Raw genomic sequence first — 5,510 nt, 5'->3', positions numbered from 1 at the left:
TGATAAAATTCGAACCGATAAAACCTGCTCCACCAGTAACTAAAACAATTTTGGAATCTTTGTTCATCCCTGTCAGTAGATTACTTTGATAAAAATCGAAAGTTTCTTTGGTTTTTTGATTTTTCATAAGAATTTCTATTAGTAATTACATTTTCTAATTATCACTTCAAACTTAAAACCAGATAATAAACCGGAGCCGCAATCAAAAGACTATCAAAACGATCCAGAACTCCACCATGACCCGGTAATAGATTGGAACTGTCTTTCACTCCCGCATCTCGTTTGAGCATTGATTCGAACAGATCACCAAGTTGTCCGAAAATCCCTGCACAAATCGCTGCTGCCAGGCTTTTTTCTATGGGAATATCCGCAAATTTATAGATAACAAAACCTCCTATCAGAGCAAAAAATAAACCACCGAGAAATCCTTCAACAGATTTTTTCGGACTGGCTTTGAAAACTCCTCGATGTTTGCCGAAAAGCAAGCCCGTGAAATAAGCGAAAGTATCTGTTATCCAGATGAGAACGAGCAATGATAAGATCAATAAATGTCCGTTTTCAAAAGCACTGATCCGATAAACAGACGAAAGAAAAACTGCAGAATAGACTATTGAGAAAATACTAGTTGATACTCTGGAAATCGAACCTTCCAATTGGTTCCTAAAAAGGTCGTTTCCCAAAACTATAAAGAAAATCAGGAGCAATGAGAAAACAATTTCTTTGGTTCCGAACAAAGATGATAAAACAAAAATGAGAATGCTGGTCGGCAGTAAAATTATGGGAATTATTACTCCTTTTTGGAAGAACATTTCCCGCAACTCGAACATCTGGAAAAAAACGATCAGAGCGAGAAACGATAACAAAGCGATCCCGCTAAAATAGAATATTCCGAGAATGATCGGAATGAAAATTACGGCTAAGATTACTCTTTTTAATAATTCCATATTTTTCCCATCAATTATTTAGCAATGAATCAGACTTCGCTCCGCTACGCCCTGACAAGCAAAACTAACAATAATAATCCCTTTCCGAAGTTTCTCTCAAAGATATTCTTTCAAATAAAATTCGGAAAGTTAAACTCATATCTTCGTATTCCTCGATGTAGATTTTTTTTAAAAACGATTCCAACCATTGTGAGGGTTTCGTTCCTCAACCATTCGCAAGGTTTTGATTTGTTCGTTTTGCCTGTCTTGTCGAAGTTTTAACGAAGACAGATTCGTTGCTAATTTTTCTCATCTTGCCCCGAATCTACGATTTCTTTTTTGATATTCAATGATCGCTTCCAGGAATTCTATTCTTCTGAAATCCGGCCATAATGTTTTTGTAATATACAATTCCGAATAAACGCTTTGCCAGACCAGAAAGTTGGAAAGTCTCTGTTCTCCGCTTGTTCTGATGAGCAAGTCAGGATCGGGCATTCCGGCTGTGTAAAGATAATTATTGATCAGGTCTTCATTGATAGCAGACTGCTCCAATTTCCCATCTTTCATATCGATATAAATTTCATTCACAGCATCGATGATTTCCTTTCTGCCACCGTAATTCATGGCAACATTCAGATGCAATCCGTTATTATTCCAAGATTTCTTACAGGTTTCTATAACTTTCTTATTATAACTTTTGGATAGATGTTCCTTGCTTCCGATAAACCTGATCACAACATTGTTTTTCGTCAATTCTTCGATTTCATTGACCAGAGAATCCATGATCAACTTCAAAAGGTAATTCACTTCCGTTTTGGAACGACGCCAGTTTTCCGTTGAAAAAGCATAAATAGTTAAATATTCCAGACTGATCTCAACACTGATCTCAACAATATCACGCACGGATTTCACGCCTTCTTTGTGACCGTTTGACCTTTTGGTTTTATGCAATTTTGCCCAACGACCATTGCCGTCCATGATAATGGCGATGTGTTTTGGGAGTTTGGTTTTGTCGATTTTTTGGATCAAGGATTTGGTTGAACTGGTTGAATTCGTTGAACTGGTTGAATCAGGGGAATTAGTTGAATTGGGAAGAATTGAAATCATCTTGAAATTTCTCCTATTTTGATTTATAATCAATCATTGATTTTTTTATAAAGTTTATATAAGAATTAAGTCTTTGTGGAAAATTATTAACAAATTCTTCAATTTTTTTACGATCTTCATTTATAATCAAATTTCGATGATAACTTTTTCTTAAATGGTCCTTTGATTCTTCGAATGAACCACGAGCATAATAACAAAAATTCAGATTTTCTTTATAATGAAATCTTCCATAGCCTTCGGAAATATTTGCAGAAATGGAGTCTGCTGATTTTACAAGTTGAACACCAAGAGTCTTTTTGTTAAAATAATCCCATTTAACACAAACATCCCAAATTAAATTTGAAAAATTCAAAGCATCTATATAGATTTCTAAACTTTTTATATCTTTCATAATTCTTTCTCTTTTTTTTCTTCCTTTTTCCCCAATTCAACTAATTCAACGAGTTCAACTAATTAACTTTAAACTTCAAAAACGCATTCATAAATCCATCCAATTCCCCATCCATTACAGCAGAAACATTCCCAGTCTCAAAATTTGTGCGATGATCCTTCACCATCTGGTAAGGATGGAAAACATAGGAACGAATCTGGTTTCCCCAACCGATATCTGTTTTTGTATTCTCCAGTTTTTGTCGCTCTTTTTCCCGCTCTTCCTCGATCTTTTGATATAATTTCGATCTCAAAATAATCATGGCAACTTCTTTATTTCGCAGTTGGGAACGCTCATTCTGACATTGTACAACGATATTTGTAGGAAGGTGTGTTATCCGAACAGCAGAATCTGTTGTATTTACACTTTGTCCACCTTTTCCGCTGGATTTATAAGTATCTATTTTCAGGTCATTGGGATTGATCTCGACTTCTATATCATCTTCAATTATGGGATAGACGAAGACGGAAGCAAAAGATGTCTGCCGTTTTCCTTGAGCATTAAAGGGTGAAATCCTGACCAGACGATGAATCCCGATTTCTGACTTCAAATAACCAAAAACATAATCTCCAAGAATTTCCATAGTTACGCTTTTCAATCCGGCTTCATCTCCCGGAATATAATCCACGATCTCGATCTTGTAGTTAGAATTTTCTGCCCATCGTTTATACATCCGCAATAGCATTTCCGCCCAGTCTTGCGATTCGGTTCCTCCTGCTCCCGGATGAATAGTTAAAATTGCACTGTTTTGATCAGTTTTTCCATTCAATAAAAATTGGATTTCTGCTTTTTCGATAATTGGTAAATATTCACTTAATTGTTCTGCTGCTTCTTTTAGTAAAGATTCGCTGAATTCCTCTTCGAGAAGCAATCTATATGTTTCCAATTCGTCGGAAATTTCTTTTATTTTTTTTTCTTTCTCTAATTGCTGTTTTAAGGAATTAATCTCTTTTGTGACCTTTTGGGCATTTTTCTGATCATTCCAGAAATTCGGCTTGTTCATCTCCTTTTCTAAAATAGAGATTTTTTCTTTGACTCTTACTTGGTCAAAGATACCTCCTGATCTCAAAGATTTTATCTTCTATTTCTTCTGATTTTTTTATGAAATCTATTAGTTCCATTTATGTTCCTTTACCCGCGAAATACGTGAAAATCGCGAAATGTATCACAATCAATCCGTCAAAAGCCGGACACAGTCCTGATTGTGCCTTGTAACTCATTGCTCTGCATTGAGATATTTCTAATCATAATAAAAAATGATTAAGGTTCGATTCCTAAAATGAGTAATGGAACAGGAGGATTATTCCTACCTTGTCTCATTACATTATAAACTTCACCTTCAAAATATGCAATTCCTGAAGACATATTTTTTTGCATTTTCTTTGTAGGTAATATTTCAATTCCCAAATTGATTATCCCACCGGAATAAAACAACATATGCTTTACAAACAAATCATAAGCAACAAAAGAATATTTACCAAATTGAACCTCAACTGCAATCTTATCTTTAACAAAGTCAGTTTGATTATATGAAAAAATCGGATTCTTTTCACCATTTTTTATCAGAAATTCTTTTTGTTCTTTTGAATTCATTAAAAGACTTTTGTCCATTAACTCACGATTTAGCGTGATGTAATAATTATATCTGCTTTCAAACCACTTTTTTGAAGAAAACATTTCATTAAATATAATGTTCAAATCTTTTGGACTGTATAACCTTTTTCCTTTCATTGTATGTTCTTTGCTGATCTTAGTTTTCAATTTTTCAGCATCGATGTTTTTGATAATTTCTTTTATTTCAGAATACAGTTTTTTATGATGAACAATTAAATATTCTTCACCATTTAAATGCGAATATTTCTGGGCAATTTTCATTAGTTCACTCCAATCCATTCTTTTGGTATTTGAGCAATTTTATCTCTATTTGTCGGTTTATAGATTTGTTTTGTTATGGGTCTGATCTTTAAAGTTCCTTCTTTCAATTTCATGATCTTCTTTTCTGCAATTTTGACATATTTTTCTTCCTTTTCGATTCCAACAACATTTCTATTATTTTTCAGAGCAGCGATCATTGTCGAACCGACTCCTGCATAAGGATCCAAAATCCAACTATTTTGATTTGTCAGGGCTAAAACACACCTTTCCACAAGTTCGATTGGATACTGGCAAGGATGAATTGTTTTTTCAGGATGATTGCATTTCACATTCGGAATTTCCCAGAATTCTTTTTCCCAATCTTGAAGAACGATTTCCCAGGTATCAGATGGATTTTTACCTTTTGGATTTCCGGATAATTGTCCTTTTTTAGGTCCCTTGAAATGTCTTTTCCCAGGATATTTTGAAGGAATTCGGACATCATCGAGATTAAAAATATATTTATCCGATTTGGAAAACCACAATATTGTCTCGTATCTTCCGGAAAACCTTTTAGATGCGTGTAATCCATGACCAAAATGCCAGACTATCCGATTTCTTAATTTCAATCCAAATTCTTTAAAAATCTGATAATAGAAAATATCTAAAGGAAACACTTCACCTTTATCTACATAATTTCCAACCTGCCAACAAATATTTCCAATATTGGAAGTTACTCTTACTAATTCTTTGATGACATTTTTCTGCTGTTCCAAATACTTTTCAATCGATTGTTTAACTTCATATTCTTTTCCGACATTGTAAGGTGGTGATGTTACGATCAGATCAAACTTACCTGAATCTATATTCTGTAAGTTCTTTAAAGTATCACCCAAAATTATTTTATATTTGGATTTTATTTTATTCTCGTTGAATAATAAATGTAGTTGATTATCTTCCATTTTATAATTCTTTTATTCCTTAATTCTTTCATTTCATATCTTCCAACCGTTGAAAAGGATAAGTGAAAGAATTTCTCCGATAGAATCCGTTTTCAAGGTTTCATTCCTTCATTATGAATTTTCAATCTCTTTAATAATAAATTCTTCAAGTGTTTTTAAAAACTTTTTCATCTTATCAAAATCTTTTTTTACTTCATCTTCGCTAAATTTGACAAAATCATCATAATCACTTTC

The 5,510-nt window shown here is 33.5% G+C and carries 7 protein-coding genes; all 7 read right to left on the bottom strand.

The window, feature by feature from the left end; genetic code table 11:
* Positions 1–127: dTDP-glucose 4,6-dehydratase (locus ENL20_09065; GenBank protein ID HHE38707.1), on the bottom strand; the 127-nt coding region annotated here is incomplete at its 3' end.
* A gap of 34 nt (positions 128–161) precedes the next feature.
* A complete protein-coding gene (locus ENL20_09060) occupies positions 162–944 on the bottom strand; it encodes a hypothetical protein (protein ID HHE38706.1) in 783 nt (260 codons plus the stop codon).
* A gap of 288 nt (positions 945–1,232) precedes the next feature.
* Positions 1,233–2,030, bottom strand: a complete 798-nt coding sequence (locus ENL20_09055; GenBank protein ID HHE38705.1) for an isoprenyl transferase — start codon at positions 2,028–2,030, stop codon at positions 1,233–1,235.
* A 13-nt stretch (positions 2,031–2,043) separates the two neighbouring features.
* Positions 2,044–2,421: a four helix bundle protein gene (locus ENL20_09050; protein HHE38704.1), complete on the bottom strand. Its 378-nt coding sequence runs from the start codon at positions 2,419–2,421 to the stop codon at positions 2,044–2,046.
* A 58-nt stretch (positions 2,422–2,479) separates the two neighbouring features.
* Positions 2,480–3,581, bottom strand: a protein-coding gene (locus ENL20_09045) for a peptide chain release factor 2 (protein HHE38703.1) whose coding sequence is annotated in 2 segments (ribosomal slippage) — positions 2,480–3,517 and positions 3,519–3,581 — 1,101 coding nt in all. Because the reading frame shifts where the segments join, the coding sequence is not laid out codon by codon here.
* Between the two features lie 139 nt (positions 3,582–3,720).
* Complete coding sequence (locus ENL20_09040) at positions 3,721–4,335, bottom strand: restriction endonuclease (GenBank protein HHE38702.1); 615 nt, start codon at positions 4,333–4,335, stop codon at positions 3,721–3,723.
* The gene (locus ENL20_09035) at positions 4,335–5,276 is read right to left on the bottom strand and encodes a site-specific DNA-methyltransferase (GenBank protein ID HHE38701.1); all 942 of its coding nucleotides are present in this window, start codon (positions 5,274–5,276) and stop codon (positions 4,335–4,337) included. The genes ENL20_09040 and ENL20_09035 overlap by 1 nt, the downstream gene beginning before the upstream one ends.
* Positions 5,277–5,510 lie beyond the last annotated feature (234 nt).

Source organism: Candidatus Cloacimonadota bacterium, assembly GCA_011372345.1.
Lineage (GTDB): Bacteria > Cloacimonadota > Cloacimonadia > Cloacimonadales > TCS61 > DRTC01.
This window is presented reverse-complemented; position numbering and strand designations above follow the sequence as displayed.

Excerpts from the sequence above, each read along its gene's own strand:
- ENL20_09060 (HHE38706.1), bottom strand. The coding sequence starts at position 944 with ATGGAATTATTAAAAAGAGTAATCTTAGCCGTAATTTTCATTCCGATC.
- ENL20_09055 (HHE38705.1), bottom strand. The coding sequence starts at position 2,030 with ATGATTTCAATTCTTCCCAATTCAACTAATTCCCCTGATTCAACCAGT.
- ENL20_09050 (HHE38704.1), bottom strand. The coding sequence starts at position 2,421 with ATGAAAGATATAAAAAGTTTAGAAATCTATATAGATGCTTTGAATTTT.
- ENL20_09040 (HHE38702.1), bottom strand. The coding sequence starts at position 4,335 with ATGAAAATTGCCCAGAAATATTCGCATTTAAATGGTGAAGAATATTTA.
- ENL20_09035 (HHE38701.1), bottom strand. The coding sequence starts at position 5,276 with ATGGAAGATAATCAACTACATTTATTATTCAACGAGAATAAAATAAAA.